Source organism: Roseburia intestinalis L1-82, from assembly GCF_900537995.1.
Taxonomy (GTDB): Bacteria; Bacillota; Clostridia; order Lachnospirales; family Lachnospiraceae; genus Roseburia; species Roseburia intestinalis.
Genome location: NZ_LR027880.1, coordinates 659,281 through 681,523, shown reverse-complemented (window position 1 = coordinate 681,523; position 22,243 = coordinate 659,281). Strand labels below are relative to the sequence as shown.

The 22,243-nt window shown below is 38.5% G+C and carries 24 protein-coding genes; 3 read left to right on the top strand and 21 right to left on the bottom strand.

The window, feature by feature from the left end; genetic code table 11:
* Window positions 1-7: 7 nt before the first annotated feature.
* The 11 genes from gapS4b to RIL182_RS03350 all read right to left on the bottom strand — a co-directional run bounded on the left by gapS4b (window position 8) and on the right by RIL182_RS03350 (window position 9,714).
* Window positions 8-1,132, bottom strand: a complete 1,125-nt coding sequence (gene gapS4b / locus RIL182_RS03400) for a GapS4b family protein (RefSeq protein ID WP_006855133.1) — start codon at window positions 1,130-1,132, stop codon at window positions 8-10.
* 3 nt (window positions 1,133-1,135) lie between these two features.
* Window positions 1,136-2,083, bottom strand: coding sequence for a GapS4a family protein (gene gapS4a / locus RIL182_RS03395; protein ID WP_006855134.1), 948 nt, complete (start codon window positions 2,081-2,083; stop codon window positions 1,136-1,138).
* A 14-nt stretch (window positions 2,084-2,097) separates the two neighbouring features.
* Window positions 2,098-3,117, bottom strand: a complete 1,020-nt coding sequence (locus RIL182_RS03390) for a nucleoid-associated protein (protein ID WP_044998431.1) — start codon at window positions 3,115-3,117, stop codon at window positions 2,098-2,100.
* A gap of 40 nt (window positions 3,118-3,157) precedes the next feature.
* Complete coding sequence (locus tag RIL182_RS03385) at window positions 3,158-4,456, bottom strand: DNA cytosine methyltransferase (RefSeq protein WP_006855136.1); 1,299 nt, start codon at window positions 4,454-4,456, stop codon at window positions 3,158-3,160.
* A gap of 10 nt (window positions 4,457-4,466) precedes the next feature.
* Window positions 4,467-5,348 carry a hypothetical protein gene (locus tag RIL182_RS03380; RefSeq protein ID WP_006855137.1) on the bottom strand — a complete coding sequence of 294 codons (882 nt, stop codon included), beginning with the start codon at window positions 5,346-5,348 and terminating at the stop codon, window positions 4,467-4,469.
* A gap of 11 nt (window positions 5,349-5,359) precedes the next feature.
* Complete coding sequence (locus RIL182_RS03375) at window positions 5,360-5,833, bottom strand: hypothetical protein (protein ID WP_044998432.1); 474 nt, start codon at window positions 5,831-5,833, stop codon at window positions 5,360-5,362.
* 205 nt (window positions 5,834-6,038) lie between these two features.
* Window positions 6,039-7,310 carry a plasmid recombination protein gene (locus RIL182_RS03370; RefSeq protein WP_044998457.1) on the bottom strand — a complete coding sequence of 424 codons (1,272 nt, stop codon included), beginning with the start codon at window positions 7,308-7,310 and terminating at the stop codon, window positions 6,039-6,041.
* Between the two features lie 346 nt (window positions 7,311-7,656).
* The gene (locus RIL182_RS03365; RefSeq protein WP_006855140.1) at window positions 7,657-8,034 is read right to left on the bottom strand and encodes a TnpV protein; all 378 of its coding nucleotides are present in this window, start codon (window positions 8,032-8,034) and stop codon (window positions 7,657-7,659) included.
* Between the two features lie 33 nt (window positions 8,035-8,067).
* Window positions 8,068-8,439, bottom strand: coding sequence for a plasmid mobilization protein (locus RIL182_RS03360; protein WP_006855141.1), 372 nt, complete (start codon window positions 8,437-8,439; stop codon window positions 8,068-8,070).
* Entirely contained in the window at window positions 8,423-9,517 is a 1,095-nt protein-coding gene (locus RIL182_RS03355) for a site-specific integrase (RefSeq protein ID WP_006855142.1), read from the bottom strand. The genes RIL182_RS03360 and RIL182_RS03355 overlap by 17 nt, the downstream gene beginning before the upstream one ends.
* Window positions 9,517-9,714 (bottom strand): hypothetical protein, encoded by a 198-nt coding sequence (locus tag RIL182_RS03350; protein WP_006855143.1) that lies wholly within the window; start codon window positions 9,712-9,714, stop codon window positions 9,517-9,519. The genes RIL182_RS03355 and RIL182_RS03350 overlap by 1 nt, the downstream gene beginning before the upstream one ends.
* Before the next feature lie 331 nt (window positions 9,715-10,045).
* On the opposite strand from RIL182_RS03350, the gene RIL182_RS03345 reads away from it, so the two are divergent.
* Entirely contained in the window at window positions 10,046-10,678 is a 633-nt protein-coding gene (locus RIL182_RS03345) for a helix-turn-helix domain-containing protein (protein ID WP_006855144.1), read from the top strand.
* Between the two features lie 17 nt (window positions 10,679-10,695).
* Window positions 10,696-12,636: an AIPR family protein gene (locus RIL182_RS03340; protein WP_006855145.1), complete on the top strand. Its 1,941-nt coding sequence runs from the start codon at window positions 10,696-10,698 to the stop codon at window positions 12,634-12,636.
* A 111-nt stretch (window positions 12,637-12,747) separates the two neighbouring features.
* Here the strand turns inward: RIL182_RS03340 and guaA are convergent, their stop codons facing one another.
* Window positions 12,748-14,322: a glutamine-hydrolyzing GMP synthase gene (gene guaA / locus RIL182_RS03335; protein WP_006855146.1), complete on the bottom strand. Its 1,575-nt coding sequence runs from the start codon at window positions 14,320-14,322 to the stop codon at window positions 12,748-12,750.
* Between the two features lie 352 nt (window positions 14,323-14,674).
* Window positions 14,675-14,884, bottom strand: a complete 210-nt coding sequence (locus tag RIL182_RS21565) for a hypothetical protein (protein ID WP_044998433.1) — start codon at window positions 14,882-14,884, stop codon at window positions 14,675-14,677.
* On the opposite strand from RIL182_RS21565, the gene RIL182_RS22125 reads away from it, so the two are divergent.
* The gene (locus RIL182_RS22125; protein ID WP_242655445.1) at window positions 14,786-15,292 is read left to right on the top strand and encodes a putative ABC transporter permease; all 507 of its coding nucleotides are present in this window, start codon (window positions 14,786-14,788) and stop codon (window positions 15,290-15,292) included. The two genes, RIL182_RS21565 and RIL182_RS22125, sit on opposite strands and share 99 nt — an antisense overlap.
* Here the strand turns inward: RIL182_RS22125 and RIL182_RS03325 are convergent.
* From RIL182_RS03325 to RIL182_RS03285, 8 genes are all read right to left on the bottom strand, one after another.
* Complete coding sequence (locus RIL182_RS03325; RefSeq protein WP_006855148.1) at window positions 15,289-15,807, bottom strand: DUF2798 domain-containing protein; 519 nt, start codon at window positions 15,805-15,807, stop codon at window positions 15,289-15,291. The genes RIL182_RS22125 and RIL182_RS03325 overlap by 4 nt on opposite strands.
* Window positions 15,808-16,116: 309 nt before the next feature.
* Window positions 16,117-16,371 (bottom strand): sporulation transcriptional regulator SpoIIID, encoded by a 255-nt coding sequence (gene spoIIID, locus RIL182_RS03320; protein ID WP_006855150.1) that lies wholly within the window; start codon window positions 16,369-16,371, stop codon window positions 16,117-16,119.
* A gap of 68 nt (window positions 16,372-16,439) precedes the next feature.
* Complete coding sequence (locus tag RIL182_RS03315; protein ID WP_022111986.1) at window positions 16,440-16,736, bottom strand: nucleotidyl cyclase domain-containing protein; 297 nt, start codon at window positions 16,734-16,736, stop codon at window positions 16,440-16,442.
* A gap of 2 nt (window positions 16,737-16,738) precedes the next feature.
* Entirely contained in the window at window positions 16,739-17,008 is a 270-nt protein-coding gene (locus RIL182_RS03310; protein WP_006855152.1) for a DUF4230 domain-containing protein, read from the bottom strand.
* 215 nt (window positions 17,009-17,223) lie between these two features.
* Window positions 17,224-19,524, bottom strand: a complete 2,301-nt coding sequence (locus RIL182_RS21120) for a penicillin-binding Tp47 domain C-containing protein (protein ID WP_172606695.1) — start codon at window positions 19,522-19,524, stop codon at window positions 17,224-17,226.
* Between the two features lie 26 nt (window positions 19,525-19,550).
* A complete protein-coding gene (locus tag RIL182_RS03295) occupies window positions 19,551-20,591 on the bottom strand; it encodes an FAD:protein FMN transferase (RefSeq protein WP_006855156.1) in 1,041 nt (346 codons plus the stop codon).
* 195 nt (window positions 20,592-20,786) lie between these two features.
* Window positions 20,787-21,395: an ECF transporter S component gene (locus RIL182_RS03290; protein ID WP_044998458.1), complete on the bottom strand. Its 609-nt coding sequence runs from the start codon at window positions 21,393-21,395 to the stop codon at window positions 20,787-20,789.
* A gap of 146 nt (window positions 21,396-21,541) precedes the next feature.
* The gene (locus tag RIL182_RS03285; RefSeq protein ID WP_006855158.1) at window positions 21,542-22,150 is read right to left on the bottom strand and encodes an ECF transporter S component; all 609 of its coding nucleotides are present in this window, start codon (window positions 22,148-22,150) and stop codon (window positions 21,542-21,544) included.
* Between the last annotated feature and the right edge of the window lie 93 nt (window positions 22,151-22,243).

The following is a 22,243-nucleotide window of genomic DNA, read 5'->3' as shown; positions in this document are numbered from 1 at the left end:
ACCTATTTTATCTTTTCAAGCACAAATGATATTGCGTTTGATATAATTTTTCAAATTCTTCTAATATCAATCTAGTTGCATTTTTTACATTTTGACTTTTACTTGTTTTGCCAAAATAAATATTTGCCAAACGAGATTCAAATGCATCTCCTTTTACATATTTTCTAAAATAATGTGGAAAACCGTATTCAATAATGCAAAATCCATTCATTTCTCCAAATTCGAATCTATACTGTGCCTGAACTTGCCTAAGTATTAGCACATCATGATATGACGGATCAGAAATGTATTCTACATTCTCTAATGTTTCCCCTTTTTCACTGTTAATTATAATATTTTTTACACTTCCATTCATCCATTTTGCAGAATCGGGCAACGGCTGTTTTGATTCCCTATCTGGTCCTATTTCTATATTTTTCACTGCTTCAAACTCTAAAAATCCATTTGGACTGTTATTAGCTATTGACAGCATAAACATAAATCGTTGATTATTACTGAATTCTTTAGCAGATAGCTCTGTTGCATTATCAGAAGTTGCTACTGCACCTTTGTCCTTTAAAAGTTTCACTACATCCTTAACAACTTTTCGATTAATTGCTTCGGTTTCAGATGATGTGAACTCATTTCTAAATGTAATTTCTCTTGTTTTTTCATCTTTTACAATTTCAACTCTTCCTGAAAATTTACTCTCACAATTTGCCCAATCTTTTGTAATATCCTCTCGCAAAATTTCGTATTCTAGAACAAGATTATTTTCAGAGTTCATTGTAAATTGCATATCAGTATTAACAGTATAATTACTTGAATCATCTACTATTTTTTGAGGCTCAATCAAAGAAAGTGGCACTATATCATTTAAATTTTCAGTTGTTGATGATTCGATTTTAGAGGTTCGAAATTTCACACTGTCTTCTTTGGTCTTTTGAAACTCTTGCAATTTTTCAAACTCTTTAGGACTTATTATTGAAAGTGTCAAAAGAGGAATTGACATTTGTTTAGAATTATCGCCAATAAATACCCCACGTTCTGCTAAAATCCCCTTCAAATCAGCCTCACTTATACATGATTTGCTTAACAATGGTTTTAGTTTTTCACCAACTGGAAGCAATGTTTTTATATTTATTTCTTCCATATATTAAATCACCTCATCTCTGAAATCTGGTTTATATGTTATAACCTCAATACTGTTCACAAAATCTGCATTTTCAAAAGAACTTTTTGCCATCAAAACCGCTTCCCTATGTTCAAATGAATTATAATCTGGAAATGCAATTGTAACCTTTGCAGTCCATGTACTAGTTAATTCCTGTGCCAATCCTATCAAACGTTCTAAATACTCTTTGCAAAAAGATTCCGCAACACCAATAAACAATCTTTTTTCGTCACCATTGCTAATTGCCAATGGGATAACATTTGAGTTAACATACTCATATGGCATTTCTTTTCCTCTATATACGCGTTGTATACTAGAATTATTCAATCCCGTATCAATATAAAAAAACTCAACATTTTCCTTACCATATTTTGAACGAGTGTATGATAACAACTGATATAAGAATTGTGCCCTTTTGTTGTCCACCAATGCTATTGTTTCATACACACATTCTTGATTCATATAAAAATTCCCTATTTTGTCTATCACACTTTCATTTTCGCGACCATCTTCACTTCCTCGATCAATCCAAAATATCAGCCCTGATATAACCTTCTTATCTGTATTAGGTATCTTTTTCTTGGCTAATTCGCATGCTGGATAGCACTCCATTGCATACGCCAAATCCAATACAAATTCCTTAAATTTACTTTTCACTCCGCTATCTGTTGCTGGATACCCATCTCTACATTTAACACTTACCAAAACATCTTGTTTAGTGGCATCCCTTAATTGAGATTTATATGTATAGACATAATCAATTCCATGCTTTTGGGGTTCTTTAGAATTTTCCTTTTTATGTTTTTCTTTATGTACACATGGTACCGTCACCCCACTATTTGCATTGTTCCATCCCATCAGCTCAAGAATGTTCTTTACAATTTGTTCTCCATATTCGCCCGAACTTTTCGCTTTTTCACCACCGGCCATTATATTTGCCCCTCCTAATCTTCATCATTATAATATATTTTATAGTATTTTCTTTTCTTTTCCCTATCGTAACCTTTCTCAATCAGATTATCAATGTCATCTACAGTATCACTAAATTTAATCTCCACATTATCATCTAACTTGATGCATTTCTTTATTGTCTTCTTAATTTTAGTTACAGCATTCGACGATATACTAAATTTGTTATCTACATCATACGAATCTATATAAACTTTAAATTTATCCGATTCTTCCTGATTATCAAATACTTTTTCTGTGAATTTTTCCAAATCAAATTCTTCATTATTTTCAAAATACTCTACAGAATTGTTCATCAGTTCCAATCTTTTTTCAGGTTCTATATTTTCTTTTTTAGCAATATATTTTTTACAAGACTTCAATACCTTTGCTGTATTGGTATATTCATTTTTTTCTTCCTCAATCATCAAAAAATTCTTTTTCCAATACATAGCATCATTAATATTTCTATCCACAATATATACCTTATAATTTGAATCTGACAAATTAAATATAAGACAACCTTTATCCAATTTCTTAGGATTAATACCCTGTTGACATTCAATATCATATCTCTTTCCATTACTATTTACTTGCAAATAATAATCCTTAGATTCCGATTTATAAATTCCTATTGCATCAGTAACATTATCATCTATTATGCAATTTTGTAAATAAACTATATACAATTCTCCTGCTTTTATATTGGGATGCACTGACACTTCATACAAGTGTTTAGCAATATTGACAGATTGTTCATAAAACTCACTTGGGTTTTCAAATATATGTTTAACATAATTATATATTTCATTCATTGCAATATCTGTTTCATGTACAAATCTATATGTTACATCAAATTTAAATGTAGAAAAAAAGAATTGTTTCAAATATTGATTTGTTACTTCATTATTAGCATCACATATTTCCGTTGATATCTCTAACGATTCACCTTTAACTTTATTTCCCACATTATGAATAATCATATTTTTTATATTTACACTTGAAAAATCCTGCACGTTCTCACCACTTCCCTTTCCAGAATCAATTATTGCTTTTTTATGCCATCATCCTTTTCTGCTCTCCTACATTACGAATAACAACATATTCCGCTTCTTCTTTTTCTTTCTCCAACAGTTCCTTTGCAAACACTGCAATCGGTTCAGCAACAGCCAATGCCAATCTTACCGGCACTGCATTCCCGATTTGCTTATAAACCAAATCCAACTTTGCATTATCGTTTCTATTACTTGTTCCCCTGCTAAACTCATACCAATCAGGGAATGTCTGTATTCTAGCAATCTCTTTAACCGACAGCCTTCTATTGTTTTCTTCACCATCACTAAAGATATATTTGTCTTTACCTACATGCACCATAGGCTCTCCTGCCGGATGGATAGGTGCCTGTCTACCAGATGCCTGAATCGTAAAACTTGGTTGTGTCCAAAGTTTCTTTCGGTTACGTGACATAAAAATGGTCGAATACGAACCGGTAAAATAATCTCCCGGATTATCTTCCAAATCACCAATCGCATCACGAAGCGTAACTACTTCTTTTAAGCCTTCAACACCATACCCATGTGTTGGTTCTGGATGTACATATTCAAAGTCTATATCATTTCTGACACCAACCAAAATCACTCGTTCTCTTATCTGTGGCACACCATATTCTGCCGAGTTTAAAAGTTTGTGATATATTGTATATCCCGCTGCTGCAAAATCCTGAACAATCTGTTTAAAAACCTCGCCCTTGCCAAGAGTCATCATTCCTTTTACATTCTCAGCCACAAAAATTTTCGGTTTGCTCTGCATCAAACAACGAATAAAATGCAAATATAAAAAGTTTCTCTTATCATCAACCAGTCTCGGTCCAGCCTCAGAAAAACCCGGACAAGGGAAACCTCCTAATACAATATCCGCCTTAGGAAACTCCTTTATCTTTCTTATATCGCTTTTGTCCATATATATATATTTACCCGCATTCTGTGCATAGGTTTCTCTTGCCTCATCAAATATATCGTTTACATAAATCGTATTAAACACATTATTATTAATGTTTTCATCAAAAACCTTTTTATCAGCAAATGCAGCTTCCATAACTTCTTCACCCATAACGGCTTTTAATCCAGCTAATTCAAATCCTAAATCAAGACCACCACATCCCGAAAACAATGACAGCAAGTTCCATTTATTCGGATCATAGTTGAGTTTATCAAACTCTATTTCTTCACTACAATCAGCAAACGCTTGTCTTTCTTCTTCAATTTTAGCATTCAAAAGTTCCTTGACTTCATCCACTTTATAATCTGGAGCCGGCTTAAATTTGCCACGCCCTCTTTCTTCTAAAATAACAGCCATGGTTTCACCTCTAAATTATTCTATCTGTCCCGGCATTGTCATCATCAATGTCGTCTGTTGTTTTAATGTTTAGCTTTTTCATATAATGCAACAACCTGTTCGCCACTTCATTTCCCTTAACAGTTAATGGCTGATCATACACCAATTCGGGAACAAGTTTATTGTCTTCAGCATTCCAATACACTTGAACCGAAAGTGGTCTGTCTCCATCCCATTTTCCAGCAAATGTACGATAATTCAATGCCTTACATGCAAAGTAAATATCAGGGTGCATCTTCACATACTCTTTAATCGGAACCATTTTATCAATTACGTCTTGTGCCGAATTTACATTTTCATCCATCAATATGTAATTGGCTATGCCGCTATTCTCAATAACCTGTCCTGACACCATAGCATTTCGTTTATCATCTACCAAATTACTACCTGCATACACATCAATAACCTGTTCTTCTGTAAGTAGCATTTTACCTGATAAATCTCCACTATTTTTGTTTAAAAGCTCAAACTTCCATCCCAAAGTGATAGCGCCCTTTTCCGTTCTCTTAAACTTATTCTTATATATGAGCATTCTTTCTTCAAATCTATCACTTATAGCCATTGTCGATTGCTCAATAATATTTACCCAGTCCTCGCCGAATAATTGCTCTGCTCTATCTGCACTCATCTTATTCTCAATAAAATCAGCGTTTTCTTTTTTATATGATATTTTTATTTCCACCTTATCAGATGACGATTCTGCTAAAATATAAATATCTGTTTTAGGCTCACCTTTATGGCATGTTGGTTTTCCTGAAAGAATTATTTTATAATTCTTCTCTTGGAACACGAACTCTGTTCCTTCAGCCATAAATGCTAATATTCTTCTTTCTGCATCACCAAAATCACCCATAACAAGACCTCCTAGTATTGTTTTCTACATATCTCTTCTTTTCCTATGTTTTCAAATGAATTAACTTGTGGCTTTCCAATGTCTGTTGCATTTTTCTTAATAAACTCAAACAATTCAGGATAGTTTTCCAGATAATAATACATTTGAGGACATACAAAATTCGGATTAAACTTCCGAAGTGTTTCCAAGTCTATTTCCTTGGTCATCCGAAAAGATAAGATAGGCATGGCATATGTGTGTCTTGTAAGGAAATCATCTACCCTTTCACACACCTGTGCGTCTTCCTTGTATTCCTCTTTCCAAGTGTTGATGTCTATTTTTCGTCCCAGATGAATCTTTCCCACTATCATTTTCATTGGACTACTCACATACATATATGCCAATATTTCTTCATCTGGAAATGTTCTTCTATATTCAAAAATCTTGCTTCCTTCTTTAATCCTGTTATACCATTCAGGTTTAAAGCTTAACAACATTGTCCGCATACCTTCTCCTATCCACCCAAGTCATAAGATTTAGCCATATAAATTATATCATATTAATAAGTCCAATAATCTGTACTCCGGCATCCAATTTTTCTGTGTAGTCCTTGCAGCTATTAGAAAAAAGTATACAAAAACTCAAGATAATTCTACCACAAATACTAGGTTTTCTCCACTACAAGATCTTAACAATTCTATTAATTTTGTATCACCTCCCCCTCCCCTCTCTAACCTTCTCGCCAATCCACTCCAGAAACTTATCAAGCATTGACTTTCCTTCAATCACAAACTTTTTCATAAATTCATACGCCTTATCCAGTTTCTCCTGCAGCCCCTTGTTTTCTTTTTTCAGATTTTGGTTTTCATACCTCAGCTGAATAACCTCTTCCTTTAGATAATAATCCCCTTCACCCTGCTTTATCAGGTCATCCCTAAGTTTTTTAACCTCTGACAATTCTTCCTCTGCCTGAGCCAGTTTTTCATTTGCATTCTCAAATACTGCACGAGCCTTATTAAGTGCTACCTGCACATCTGCCAACTGTTTCTTTTTATCTGCAATAATATCTTCCAATTCCTGACCATCAGCAGCCAAAGCTTTATTATATTTTTCTTGTGCAACCCCTTCTTCCATGATTCTATCTTTCAGGGATGTTACTATCGCTAAGGTCTTTTCCGCTTCCTCTCGTTCTGTTTTCAAACACATTTGTTGTTTATGAATCTCATCGTTCAACTGAGCTTCTCGTTCTTCTTTTAACTCAATTACAACACCGATATCTTCAAGCTCCTGCTCTAATTCTTTGACTTCCCGGCTACGCTCCTGCTTTTTATAATCCAAAACCGACAAATGTGGATTGTGTGTATCCAGTTTTTTCCAGCCAACACCGTATTTCTGCATTATCATGGCAATATCTTCTTTCTCTGCCTCCGACCACTGCTGCCATTCGGTATTACCCTTGCCCTCACTTTCAAAACCTCTGGAGGCAAGCGCACCCTTAAGGGAATTTTTTATTTCTAATCCTCTCTTGTTATCTGTTGAAAACGGTACAAAATCTATATGCACATGTGGCGTCTCTTCATCCATATGAATATAAGCCCCAAATACATATAGCTGTGGATTTCTGCGAATAAATAACTCCACATAATCTTGTAATGCCTTAACTGCAGTATCAGCCGCAGCACTGCCCACGCCGGTATCATCTCTGTTCCCTATCTGCACAATGACTTCATAAAAAAGCTTCTCCTGCTTGCTTCTTGAAATCTTGTCATAATAATTCTTAATCTGCCTGTCTTTGCGTTTCTGCTTGGCATTGTACTTTTTAAGAGAATCATCAAACAATTTGTGATACACCTTTTTCAAATCTTCATGCACAAGAGTGATATTATCTTTTGTTCTGTCTGCATCCACATTTGCCGCAATAAATGCTCTTGTATTATGACCAAGTGACCCTTCCCCATTCATAAAACTAATCGTTCTTTCCATCTGAAATCTACCTCCTTTTCCTATGTATGCGTACACCTCCTTCTTATCCGTACTCGTGCCGGATACGGCACATATCAGTAAATTTCCCAGGGAAGGTTTTGTTACTTTTGTCAAAAGTAACGCAAAAGCACTTTTGACACCTGCGGCATCAAAAATGCAGACCCGCAAGCGGGTTTTGCGCTCCTCGCCGGAGAGGCTATAGTCGCGGATACGCGACATATTGTTTACCAACTGCGACTCCACTTCATACGAAGTCTACAACTTGCCTCTATCCTGCCAAAGTACAACAAAAATCTCTATGCTCCGGTAGGAATAAATGAGCTATGTATCATGCCATCCTTTGCATCTAGTGAAAACAATTCACCACATCATGTAATACAACTTCCTCTGCTATCAGCCTTGCTTCCGTTCTCAGCTTATACATTTCTGAAAAAGAATTTTTATTCCTCGGCTTATGCTTTTGTAGCCATTCCGTTTCAATATCCTCAAGCAATTCATAAGCCACTTCATTTACCTCTGCTGCCTTTTGGTTCAGTTCCCCGAATCGTAGCAGACTCCGATACCGCTGTGGATATTCTGACTTTAAATATTGCATCCACATATGCCCGTATTTTCCAACATTCACACCATCATCCTTAATATCTAATGTGATTAACGGATAAAACAATCCGTCTCTTTCCTCATACTGAACACCTATTTTTTCAAATAATGTTTGCTGTCCCATGTTAATCGCTTCCTTTCGATATTCAACACATTTTTAGTCTTCATCACTGGCTGTCAGCCTCTCCATACCTGCCAGAGTACGAGGCGTTTCGCGAAACGCCTCCAATATCTCCAGCATAGTTCTGATTGGTGTTAGCAGCTCCGAATCCATGTCATCCGCTTTTTGTAACCGCTCCAGTTCTGCTTCAATGTGCTGCAGATTCTGCCGAAATGATACCAGCATTAGCGGATTGCCTGTAGCCACAACCTTCTGATGCAGAATGCTTTGTATAATATACTCTTGTCTCGTCCTGCACCCGCACATTTTTACGCGGTTAGTAAGTTCCTCATTTTCTTCCGGTGACAAGCGAAATGCCACTGTCACCGTTCTCCATCTGTTTTTTGCATCTCTATTTTTTTCTGACATTGATAAGCTCCTCCCTTTCTGAATCTAGATGCACAGCCATATCTGACTGTACCGTTGGAAATAAATGTGCATAATGATAAGTGATATCAACTGCCTCATGTCCTACTCTTTCAGCAATCGCAAGTGCCGAATAGCCCATATGAATCAGCAGTGAAATGTGTGAATGCCTGAGTCCATGAATCTTGATTCTCTTAACACCTGCCAGCTTTGCGCCTCTGTCCATCTCGTGATGCAAATAACTCTTTGAAATGGTGAAAATCCTATCATCATTTCTAATGCCATCCAATCTACTGATAAAATCTTCAATTTCAAGAGCAAGAAAATCCGGCATAACAATCACTCGATTACTCTTCGGTGTCTTCGGATCTGTAATTACATCCTTCCCCTCCAGCCTTTGATACGATTTATTGATGCGAAGTGTTTTCTTCGTAAAATCAAAATCGTTAGGTGTCAGTGCCAGCAGTTCTCCTTCACGAATTCCTGTCCAATACAGAATTTCAAATGCATAATATGAGATTGGCTTGTCCGCCACCTGCTCAATAAATGCCTGATACTCCTCCTGAGTCCAAAACATAATTTCCTTCGACTCTTCTTTCCCCATAGAACCAGCTTTTCGAGCCACATTATCCTTCAAATCATACATATTAACTGCATGATTTAAGATGGCACTCAACTGATTGTGTATGGTTTTTAAATAAGTCGGAGAATACGCTTCTCCGTTGTCCTTCTTGAGCTTCATAATCTCATTCTGCCATTGAATCACATCCGCCGGACGAATCTCATTCAACTTTCTGTGTCCAAAGTATGGCAAAATCTTTGTTTCAATAATGTGCTTTTTCGTCAGGTAAGAATTGTATTTAATTCTTGGCTGAATATCTGACAGATACAGTTCCACAAAATCTGCAAATTTCATATTGATATTCAATTCATCCTTTAACTTAAAAGCTCTTTCCCATTCAAGGGCATCGCTTTTCTTAGCGAAGCCCCTCTTGGTCTTTTGCCTTCGTGTACCAGTCCAGTCCTTGTAATAAGTCCTGACCTCCCACATTCCGGTCTTTTGGTTCTTAATAACCGCCATCAAACCACCTCTTTCTTATCTGTTGTTCCATAGATTCGTTCATCAAAATACTGTCTGCTGACTCGTCCCTTGATTGTCAAAAATCCATCTGCTGCTCGCTCTGCGTTTAATTCGCGTATGAGCTTATATGCATATGATGTCGAGACTCCAAGCTCTTCCACCACATCCTGCACATTGATAAATCTTTTGTTCTCCATACACTGCTACCTCCTCTCTCGTCATTTATTATTCAGTTCGTTTTCGAACTGTTGTGTTGTGTATTATATTAACAGTTCATTTCTGTACTGTCAATATCATTTATCAAAAAACATTTCATTTTTGCACTGTTAGTGTTATACTGTATATAGTTTGAATGCTGAACAGGCAATCTCCTTCTTCTAACGTGTGAAATATGGAACAAAGCTATTGGAGATGCCTGTGTCAGAAGGGGAATTCTATCCCCTTCTGACCACCACGAAGTGGCAGCATTCATGAACAAGTAGCAACGCGGATTGCGAATATCCGCTTTATAAAGAAGGAGCTTTTGTAATGGGCGATAAATTTACCAGCCGAGTAGGCGTTTTAATCAGAAACTTCCGAATCGCAGCCGAACTTACCCAAAAGGAATTGGCTGAGCGATGCGGACTTAATGAGTCTACAATCCGAAACTACGAATTAGGAAATCGTTATCCCGACGAAGCAACTTTGCTTAATATTGCGAATCATCTTAATGTCAGCTTCTTTGCACTTTCAGATCCGGATGTAGCAAATATCTTCAGTGCACTCCATGTGTTATTTGATATGGAATGGGCATATGGATTGCGACCTACCATAAAGGATGGCAAAGTAGTATTAAAGTTTGAAGAACGGCTTCCAAGTGCCGGGTCTCGTCCGCAGGAGGATTTAGATTCATTCAAAAAAATGGTTGAGTACTGGGCAAGATTAAGAGACAAACTCGATGACGGAGAAATCACCGAAAGTGATTACTACAAGAAAGAAATCCGCTTCCCTGCAAATCCGATAGATAGTGATACATCTTACTCGGTATCTCTTGATTTAGCAGATGACGACCAGATGATGGTTCAGGAGATGATTGAAAATGAAGAAGTTGCAGAAGCATTGAAAGATTTGTTTCCGGATTTCTCATATGTAAAGAGGAAGCGGAAACCGAAGAAAGATTAAAATATGAGGAGATATTTATGGCAACAAATGATACAATATTAATTGACGGAATTCTTGATGACATAATTTCATCAAACGGTATGGATGATACCAATGAAAATCGTGGAAAAGCCTTTGAAGATTTTGCGATATCTGAACTACTAAAAAACTATGATTTAACTCGTGACCAAATCATTGATGGCTTAGTCGACGGTAGCGACGATGGTGGAATTGATGGGCTTTACTTTTTTGTAAATGGTAACTATGTCGCAGACAAGTCAGCTATTCTTCCACGAACAAACGCGCATTTGGAAATATATGTCTTAACCTGTAAACATCACGACACCTACGAATTAAACCCACTAGAAAGCCTTGATTCGTCTCTTTCAGAATTATTTGATATGACAATCAAGGCAGAGTCGCTAAAAAGTAAATACAAGAGTGATATATTAGCTAAGAGGGAGTTGTTAATACACTTATACAGAAAACTTTCGCCTGCACTTACAAAAACCAACATATATATCAGATATATTTCTAGAGGTGTTTCTGAAACTGTTGCGTATAATATCAAATGTAAGGGAAGAAAAATTGAGGCTACATGTAATAAACTTTTTTCTATAACAACATCAGAAATGAAATTCATTGGTTCTAAAGAATTACTTATATTATATCGCACAAAAAGAAACGGCACTGTGGAATTAAAAATAAAAAAAGGATTCCAATGCGGTAAAGATTTTGTTGTTTTAGTTGGACTAACAGACTACTTCAATTTCATAACAGACTCTGAACAAAAGTTAAAACGCTACTTTTTTGAGGAAAATGTTCGTGATTACCTTGGAAACAACAGAACCAATACGGATATTATGAATTCTTTAGAATCTTCAGAAAAGATTGATTTTTGGAATCTTAACAACGGAATAACCATTCTTACTTCAAGCGCCACTCTATATGACGACATTATTGAAACAGACAATATACAAATAGTAAATGGATTACAAACCACAAATACCATTTTCAACTATTTTTCAAATGGAGGAACAGATACTACCAACCGTTCAGTTTTAGTTAAAATAGTTGTATCTACAGATCCTTTAGTACGAAAAAATATTATACAAGCAACCAATAACCAATCTGTAATTCCACTATATTCATTACATGCAACTGATAAAATACAAAAAGATATAGAAGAAATATTATACAAACATGATATATATTATGAACGCAAAGATAAATATTATCAAAATCTTGGAATTCCTACTTGTGACATTGTAACCCCTTTATATCTTGCCGGAGGGTATACAAGTTTAATTTTAAAATTACCACACAGAGCAGTATTATTGAAATCAAAGTTTATGAATAATCCCATCCAATACAACAAAGTGTTCAACGAACAAATTCCTTTATCTGTATGGATTAACATTGCAATAATATTAAAAAAAGTTGATAGCATTACACCTAACTATAAAGGAACGATTAAAGCAAGCCAAGATAAATATTTGAGATCCGTAAGACCCATTGTGTCTCTTGTAGTCACCGCTAAAGTAATTGGTAAACTGAGTTTTGGTACAAACGATATTATAAGATTAAATCCTCAACTTATAACTAAAGAACTTATCGAAGATGTAACGCATAACACTATAAAATTCTTCAATGACAATCATCTTAAGTCAATTAGGAATTTGTCAAGTAGACAGCAAACAAATTTGATTCTCAAAGAATTAGCAACCCATTATCAACTTCCTGATTTTATTTCTATTGAAAAAAGAAAAGATTTTATATATGACGATTATCAAATAGACGAAGAATTTATAGAAACTGTAAAAGAAATGTTACCTGCTCAACCATGGCAAGTAGGAATACATAAGACTATTGCTGCTCAGCTTGGTTGTCCAAATGCGAAAGTATCACGAACCATCGAAACGCTCATAGATACTGGTATTTTCAAGAAACAAATAAACGGACAAATTATTGAGAGTTAATTTTCTTACTATGTATCTCGAATTTTTCCAAAATTATTGTCATTCTATTGTCACGCAACAAAAAACGAGCCAAGAAACGCCGTAAATTCAACGTTTCTTGGCTCTTGTGTATTATTCAAACTCAATCGTTCCCGGTGGCTTACTCGTCAAATCATACATTACCCGATTGACGCCCTTCACCTCATTAATAATTCTGCTCATAACTCTCTGGAGCACCTCAAACGGGATCTCTGCTGACTCAGCGGTCATGAAATCGACCGTATTAACAGCACGCAGTGCCACGGCATAGTCGTAGGTGCGCTCGTCGCCCATGACACCGACGGAACGCATGTTGGTCAGTGCTGCAAAGTACTGGTTCGGCATCCAGGATGGTGCCTTTCCGTTTGCTTTGGTGTATTCCTCCACTGCCTTGTCCACTTCCTCGCGGTAGATGGCATCGGCATCCTGCACGATCTTGACTTTCTCGGCATTTACTTCTCCGATGATACGGATACCGAGTCCCGGTCCCGGGAATGGCTGACGGAAAACAAGTTTTTCCGGGATGCCAAGTTCAAGTCCGGCTTTTCTTACCTCATCCTTGAAAAGGTTGCGAAGCGGCTCAATGATTTCTTTGAAATCAACGAAGTCCGGCAGACCGCCTACGTTGTGGTGGGATTTGATGACGGCTGACTCTCCGCCAAGTCCGCTCTCAACGACATCCGGGTAAATGGTTCCCTGTGCAAGGAAATCAACGGCACCGATCTTCTTTGCCTCTTCCTCAAAGACACGGATGAACTCCTCACCAATGATCTTACGTTTATGCTCCGGCTCTGTCACACCGGCTAATTTTCCATAATAACGGTCCTGTGCGTTGACACGGATAAAGTTCAGATCAAACTGTCCGTTTGGTCCGAATACTTCTTCGACCTCGTCGCCCTCATTTTTGCGGAGAAGACCATGGTCTACGAACACACAGGTAAGCTGTTTTCCGATTGCACGGGATAACAGACCTGCTGCAACGGAAGAATCCACACCGCCGGATAAGGCAAGCAGTACTTTTCCGTTACCGACTTTTTCACGGATCTCTTTTACCGTATTCTCAACAAAAGAATCCATTCTCCAGGTTCCCTCACAACCGCAGATGCCGCGTACAAAGTTGTGAAGCATCTTTGTGCCTTCCTGTGTGTGAAGCACTTCCGGGTGGAACTGGATTGCAAATAATCCTTTCTCCTGGTTCTCTGCTGCGGCAACCGGACAATCCGCCGTATGTGCAACGATGTTAAATCCCGGTGCAGCCTTTGAAATATAATCGAAATGACTCATCCAGCAGATCGTATTTTCTGATACGCCGGTAAATAACGGTGATGACGTATCGACCATAACCTCGGTCTTACCATATTCACGGACAGGTGCCTTTTCCACCTTTCCTCCAAGTACGTGCATCATCAACTGCGCACCATAGCAGAGTCCTAAAACCGGCACGCCGAGTTCAAATAATTCTTTTGAACAGGTCGGTGAATCAGCTTCATAGCAGCTGTTCGGACCGCCGGTAAGAATGATTCCCTTTGGATTCATTGCCTTGATCTGCGCGATATCCGTCTTGTAGGAATATATTTCACAGTAAACATTGCATTCTCTGACACGTCTCGCAACCAGCTGGTTGTACTGACCGCCAAAATCAATGACAATTACTTTCTCATGATCCATTGATCTTCTTCCTCCTGATGTTTTCGTTGCCTGCAATCTGTTCATGACGATGCCTTTTTCAAAAGCATATCCTTCCCTGATACAAGCTTTAATGATACTTATTATAAGATACGTTTTAGGAGTTTACAAGGCGTTTTTCCCTACATTACGGTATTTTGTCATTTTTATTAAAAAAATACATGCTTGTGGCTCAAATATCACTTAATTGTAAAAGACACTTACCTGAGAATTTCTGTTTAAAAACCAATCTGATATATTTTAAAATCTATGAATTATAAAACAAAAATACATATCCCTTTCCATCTCCGGTCATACTATCCACATGAAAAGACATTCCAATCTCCCGGATTTTTCAAAACTCTGCGCACCGGAGCAGAACTCTATACAGGATGCAGTTTCCCTGCTGATCCACTTCTTCTTTCTTGGAAGCTTTTGGGGATTTCTCTGGGAAACCCTTATCTTCATTGCAAAAGATAATACTTTTCGCAACCGCGGATTTTTTTATGGTCCCTGGCTCCCCGTTTATGGCATCGGAGCGGTAGTATTTTACTGTCTGTTTCATTCTTCCAGAGAAACTATATCCATCAGGTCTCTCCACAAATCAAACCGACTTTTTCTTTTTAAAACAAAATACCACCCGCTCACAATATTCATAAAAACTGCCCTTCTCGGAACAGCTTTAGAACTTGTGATCGGATGGTTCCTTGATATCTTTTTCGATTTACGATACTGGGATTACAGCAGTTATCCTTTTAATTTTCACGGATATATCTGCCTTCTGTCAGCAGTCGGATTTGGTGTTGCCGGCATGCTCTGGATCTGCGTGTTTTCTGAAATTTTCCGAAAACTCTGGTTTTCCCTGCCGCCAGGCTTCAGACGTGGCTTCAACAGTGTGCTGATACTCTTATTTCTCGCGGACTGCGCTGCTGCGCTGATTTTTCCCAATACCGGACATGGAATAACTTTTTAATTTCTGACACTTCCGCCCTCTAAAAATTCGCTTTCCTCTTTCATGACCTGTTCTTCTTTTTCTTTAAAGATCATTCCGAAAATAGTTCTCACAAGCGGACCTGCAAAAAAGATCTGCCAGAAAAATGCCATTGGGAAATTCAGTGCTGTTGTCTGAAGCCACACTGCGATCACTTCTTTTCCTGCATGTTTAAATAAAAGTGTTGCTGCCAGGCTCATTGTCGGACACATCAGACAGACTGTGATTGATGAAATGGCAAGGATCAGCATGATCGGTTTGTCCACGCCCGGTGTCACGATACGAAATGCAAGTTTTTTGGACAGTGATCCATAGAGGAAAAAGTCAAGAATAAACGCAAGCGGTCCCATAATGATCAGTTCATGAAATGCATTTAAAAATACAACGTTGCTCATTCCTCCCATGTTCAGTGCAATGTTGTAGCAGATCATTGCGTACACCATGACGAACACCATTAAAATAGTAAATACGACTTCCTGTAACTTTGTTTTTGGCATATTTTTCTCTCCTCATTCTTTTGATAAAATAATTATTTTTGCCGACAAAAAAACAGAGAAAGCAATCTTTGCGATCGCTTTCTCTGCTGCACGTCGTGTGATTATTATAGCGTATTCCAAAAGCTCATATAATAGTTTTAATTTCACAAACTTTTTTTGTAATTCATGGAACTCATTGTGCAATTTTGTAAATTGTATTTTTCCATCTCCTGAAATACATTTTCCCGTTTTATGAAACACGTTTTTGTTTTAATAAACTTTTGTTTTATGAAACACGCCCATTTGTTTTAATAAACACGCTTTTACGTTTTATGCATGCTGATGCAGATATTTCTCCCTTGTTGCAAGTCCACCACGGATATGGCGCTCGGATTTATTGACATCTAACACTTTGCGTGCCTCCGCTGCAAGCGATGGATTGACCTGGACAAGGCGTTCTGTAACATCTTTATGTACCGTACTCTTGCTAATCCCAAAATGTTTCGCCGCCTGACGCACCGTCGTATTATTATCAATAATATATCTGGCTATTTCCATAGCTCTTTCCTCAATATAGGTTTTCACAAAAACTCCCCTGCAATACTTGTTTTTACATTGTATGCAGGGGAGTTATATACTATTCTTTCAAACATTTATTGCAGCAGTTCCTGTTGTGCAGCCTGCTGCTGTTGATGATATGCATTTTTCTGTTCATACATCCGCCAGTCAGCTTCCATGATCTTCTCATTAAATTCTTTTCCGTGCTCTGCCCAGGTAACTCCCACTGAAATGCTAATATTGTTGTTCATCATTTCACAGACAGATCTTACATTATCATAAAATTGCGTTTCTGTCGTACCCGGATCAAATACTGCAATGCCAACCTGAAACTGATCCATACTCTGATATTTTTCTATTTCCTCATTGTATCTGTTACGATTATCTTTCATATTTACATCCGACATGTCGATTTCAGTCTTAGCAACTCCGGTGTATTCGATCCAGAATTTTTTTCTTTTTCTCCCACATGTGCCAATCCGGTACCTTTTGTTTTCGCGGACTTTTCCACATTGTGATAATAACATTCTAGTGTTGCAAGTTCACAGATCGACCGGATCTGTGACAGGGCAGGTTTATTGACAACAATATTTTCCTCTTCCTTTGCCAGCACAAGCATATCCTTCTCTTCTACTGCACGCTCTGTCAGATCCGCTCTGCACATTTCATACGCTTCCTGCGATATCGTTTCTGTTTCATATTTTTATTTTCAAAAATATAATCCATAGAACCAAAACCTACCGCCATGTTCTGTATCTCACTCTCCGGAAGTGTGAGGGTGATTGTTTTTGTTTCCTCCTCAAAGGTTCAATTACACATTCCATTCTACAATAAGGTCTCTTCACCCCCTGTTTTTTAACAAAAGAATATTTTTTCACCCTACAGTTTCTTTATCTTAATATTTTTTCCAGCACCCTTTGACTTAAAAATAGCTTTATAATCAGAAACTTTTTTTGCCGGTACTTTAAAGGTTGCATTTTTCTTAATGTTCTTGAATGCATCCTTTCCAACACCTGATTTTTTCAGTTTTGTTGTCTTTAATGTGATATTTGCAAGTTTTTTATCACCGGAAAACGCTTCCTTTCCAATCTTGTTTAATCCGGTAGAAGATGCCGTAAATGTGGTAAGTTTTGTACATTTATAAAATGATTTATTTCCGATTGCCTTTACATTAGAACCAACCGTAACTTTCGTAAGTTTACTGCATCCGGAAAATGCGCTGTCTGCAATTGCAGTTACCTTAAATGTATATCCGTTGATTTTAACCGTTGCAGGAATAGATGCCTTTGTAATGTTTTTCTTTGCATATTTATTTACAGTTACTGTATTTTTTCCGGTTACTTTATACTTGATCTGTCCAACTGTTTTCACCGTTCCAACTGCCGGTTTTTTCTTTTTGTCTGTAGTTCCGGTATTTTCCGTATCAGCTTTTACCAGCGCCAAAATCGCTGTTTCCAGATCACTTGCTGCCTGATCTACTACAGTCTGTTCTGCTGTTGCATCTGTAAGTTTCTTTGCAGCATCGAGCGCAGTCTGTAAATTTTTCCAGCTCTCTGCTGTGTAATCACTCTGCTTTAATGCCTCCGCTTTCTCGATTACAGCGTTAAGTTTTGTAACATCTGTTTTTGTTTCTTCCTTTGTCTCTGCCTTTACCAGTGCTTTGATTGCAGCATTCAGATGCTCTGTTGCCTCATCTACAGTAGACTGCGTGTGCGGAGCCGCAAGCTCATCTTTTGCCTCTTTCAATTCAACGCAAAGATCAGACCAGCTTGCTGCCGTATAATCACTCTCAGTTAAGTTCTCTGCACTTTTAATTGCAGCTTCAAGTGCCGTCGTATCCACCGTTTCCTCTTCATCCTTAACAATATTTGCATCGGTTACCTTAAATTTTACCGTGTAATCATTGTAACCAAGTGCATATACCGTGATTGTCCAGTATCCGGTTCCGTCTGTTCCCGCCGGCAGTTTACAACGCAGTGAATCTGTAAGACCAAGCTGGATTCCCTGTGCTTTGTGCATCCAGTTATCTGATGCAAACTTGGTTCCATAAGATTGAAGTGGATCGGTATAAGTACTGTCGGATCCATAATAAGTCCACTCTACTGCCTGCATATCAGCACCAAGTGCACCGTAGCCCTCCCCAGTCAGATCGACACGAAGAAATTCTCCGTAAGAACCGTTTGCCTCTTTTACCGTTGTTGTAATATTCTCTGCTGTTTTTAATGCAGCGTCCTTGATTCCGGAATCCGTTCCATTGTTTACTCTCGCAGCAAACGAAAAACTTCCGTCCTCATTTTGGGTAACTGTTTTTAGACCATTGGTGTTTTCTGTTACTTCTGCAACCAGATCCGTATAGTTTTTCAGATTTTCCTCCGAAAATCCACCGGATAAAGTACTGCCATTTTCCACTACGGTATATGCTGCTTTAAAAGCTTCATAATCTTCAGTTTTTACTTTGACTGGAACATATTTAAGTCCTGTTACCACATAGCTTTCAATCTCATTTTTATCATAGGAAAAAGTCTCTCCGTTCGTCAGCACACCGGTGGCTGCTCCTGTATAATATGCCACTTTGAGCTTTGTACCATCTTTTTTTGTAATTTCTGACGTACACTGATAACTTCCCCTGTGCAGTCCGTGATTGGTGGTTGCTCTCGATACGGTATCAAATGCACCCATGTCAAGCTCAGCGCTGCATAAGCATACTGATACTCCTGCGTTTACTGCATTTATGATTCCTCTTGAACTGTATGTTGCACCGGAAACCGTATCCACATCCGTACTCTGTTTTGCAAGGATGCTCGCTGTCACACCTTCTTTTGCACGATTGAAAAAGGCTTCATCATCTGAATTACTCAAAATGTTGATCGACCGGATCGTCTGATTTTTTATCACAACTGAAACTTTGATCTTACCGGAAAATCCGTTCGCACTGCCTTCATAAGTTCCGTCTGCAAGATCAAACGCACCGTCTAAAACAGCAGCCGCTTCCGTATTTTCAACTTCCGTCTCTTCTACCGACTCCATACCGGCACTTTCGATAATAGTTTCCGTCTCTGTCAGTTCATCTTCTGACTCTGAACCATAAACCGGTGCTGTATAATCACTCAGGGAAACCACTGCACCAATTCCCACCACCGCTGCCAGAATGACGGGTACAATTCCTGAAATATTTTTCATACTTGTCTCCATACCAAATCATTCGTTTATACTTTTTTTTCAATGATCTTCGTATCCATTTCCGACTCAAAACTGTCTGCGATTCCCTCTGTGACATAGATTTCCCTGTCATCCGTCATCAGAATCATGTCAAATTCATCACTGTGATTTCTCCAATATTCCGTTGCGGCTTCTTTCCCCATAATAAAAACGGATGTAGAAAGTCCGTCCGCAAGCGTTCCATCTGCTGTGACAATGGAAACGGAAATTAACCCGTTCTCCACCGGATAACCGGTTTTGGGATCTATGATATGATGATATGTCCTGCCGTCCTGCTCAAAATAACGTTCATAACCGCCGGAAGTGATCACCGCCTTATCCTGTATGGAAAGCACCCCAAGATACTGATCTGTATCCTGTGGGTCCTGCACTGCCACGCGCCAGCTGCTTCCATCCTTCTTTGTTCCAAGTGCCTGCACATTTCCACCAAGATTGACCAGTCCGCTCTTGATCCCGCAGGCACGAAAAATATCCATGATACGTGCAGAAGTATAACCTTTCGCGATTCCTCCAAAGTCGATCTGCATTCCGTCCTTTTTAAAAACGATCTGCGATGTCTCTTTATCATAAGAAATATCCGATGCATCTGTCAGCGTGAGCAGATCCTTAAGTTCGTCTGCGTCCGGCACCCTGAAATTGTCATCTGTAAATCCCCATACTTTCATAACCGGATAAATCGCAATATCAAATGCACCATCTGTAGCTTCATACAGATCCAGTGAGCGTTCCACCAGATATGCTGTCTCCTCCGAGAGTATTCCATCTCCGCTCTGATTGATTTTATATATCTCACTGTCCTCATTTCCCGTAGACAACAATTGATCCAGCCGGCTGATCTCATCTGCCGCCTGATCCACGGCCTCTGTGGCTCCTTTGCCATAAGCAGTTACCGTCATATATGTGTCCATTGCAAAGAGATCTCTGCTCGCCTCGGTATCTCCCCCATCGGTACCACAGCCACCTGCCACAACCATGACTGCTGCAAAAATCAGAAATATAATTTTTCTTTTTACTTTACCTTCGCTCATTTTCCCTCTAACTTTGGTTAGTATTTTCTAATCATTTTAGCTTACAATGCACCAGACGCAAATGTCAATCTGCACTTTTGAGACTTTTTCTCATTTTGATCTCCATTTCCCATGTTACCGCAAAAAAATCCCCTCACATACAGACAACAACCTGCATATAAGAGGATTCCTCAATTATATTATATTTCATTCAATTTAATTATATTTCAATGCCTTTTTGAGAGCTGCTGAAATCGCCGTTCCCACAACAAAGCAGACAATTGCCTCAACCAGTCCGTTGACACCTACAAATGCTAAAATGAACAGCAATGCATTTTTTGCACCAAGAGCTGATACAAATGACTGGATGTATTCCGTATTGTAAAATCCAATCACTAACATTCCCATAAAAAATGTGGTGTTCAGCAGCGGACAACAAAGGTTGCTGATCGTAACAGATGCACCTGACGGCAGCTTTGTTTTACGAAGTCCTTTATAGATCAGACCTGTCAGCCATCCCATTAAAATACGGGTAGGTACGCATACTAAAAATGTTAAAAATCCGTTGATTCCAAGCAGTGCAGCACCAAATGGGCTCATGCCGAAGCACTGGATGAAACTTGTAACACCGAACACGCCGCCTAAGATTGCGCCTGCCGCCGGTCCTAACGTAACAGCTCCTACCGCTACCGGAACGACGATCAGCGTGATCTCAAGACCAGCTGTTCTGATATATCCGATCGGGGTAAAAGCCATGATGAGAATGATAGCAACTAAAAGTGCCATCTCCACAAGATACTTTGTGGAAAACTTTTTCTGAGTCATAGTCTCTTCCTCTTTTCTTGTAATATGTAATTTTACAACATTATTAATGTATAACACTTGCATGCTCATTCCGCAATCCCGCATCCATATTTACTTCGTAATGTCATGTTTTTATTTTCATCCAATTTTTACCATATTCCATCCAATTAACTATATTTCAATGCTTTCTTCAAAGCCGCGGAAATTGCGGTTCCGACGATAAAACATACCACCGCCTCAACCAGTCCGTTGATTCCGACAAATGCTATCACAAACAAAAACGGATTGCTGACACCAAGCGTCTGAACAAACGACTGGATGTACTCGGTCTGGTAAAACCCAAATACCAGCATGCTCATAAAAAACGTGGTATTTAAAAGCGGACAGCACAGATTCGCGATTGTGATTGATACATTCGATGGTATTTTTGTTTTGCGGATTCCCTGATAAATCAGTCCTGTCAGCCAGCCCGTCAGGATACGGGTCGGTACATACAGCAAAAATGCCAGAAACGGATTGATGCTAAGAAGCATCGCACCAAATGCATTCAGTCCGAAGCAGCGCAAAAAACTGGCAAGTCCAAATACACCTCCTAAAATTGCACCAGCCGCAGGCCCTAAAGTAACAGCTCCTACCGCCACCGGAACAACGATCAGTGTAATCTCAATACCTGCCGTCTTAATGTATCCGAGTGGGGTAAAAGCCATGATAAGAATGATGGCAACTAAAAGTGCCATTTCCACAAGAAACTTTGTGGAGAACTTTTTCTTGGTCATAGTCCCTTCCTCTTTTCTCGTTTTTATGTAATTTTATACGAAACACAGGACGAGCCATTTGTGGATCAGTATAAATTTCCGGCATCCTGTATC